The 517-nt window shown below is 38.9% G+C and carries 1 protein-coding gene; it reads left to right on the forward strand.

What is annotated here, in order from left to right; translation table 11 throughout:
• Window positions 1-490: DnaB-like helicase C-terminal domain-containing protein (locus ACY191_RS06995; protein WP_463269989.1), on the forward strand; the 490-nt coding region annotated here is incomplete at its 5' end.
• Between the last annotated feature and the right edge of the window lie 27 nt (window positions 491-517).

The following is a 517-nucleotide window of genomic DNA, read 5'->3' on the forward strand; positions in this document are numbered from 1 at the left end:
TGATACGCCAGGTATTAAAGTAAATGAGATTCGAGCAAAATGCCGTAGATTAAAGCAAGAACAAGGTCTTGGTATGATTTTGATTGACTATTTGCAGCTTATTCAAGGAAGTGGGAAATCAGGAGAAAACCGTCAGCAGGAAGTATCTGAGATTTCTCGTACCTTAAAAGGGATTGCGCGTGAATTGCAAGTGCCTGTTATTGCTTTATCACAGTTATCTCGTGGTGTAGAATCTCGTCAAGATAAACGCCCGATGATGTCTGATATTCGTGAATCTGGAAGTATTGAGCAGGATGCTGATATTGTAGCTTTCCTATATCGTGAAGACTACTATGATCGAGAAACGGAAAACAAAAATACAATTGAAATTATTATTGCAAAACAACGTAACGGTCCAGTAGGTTCAGTGGAACTTGCATTCGTCAAAGAGTTCAATAAGTTCGTTAACTTAGAACGTCGTTTTGAGGATGGACATGCTCCACCGGCATAAAGGCAGTATAAAAAAGAAACACATTTC

It is taken from the genome of Staphylococcus sp. TCBT05, assembly GCF_055179755.1.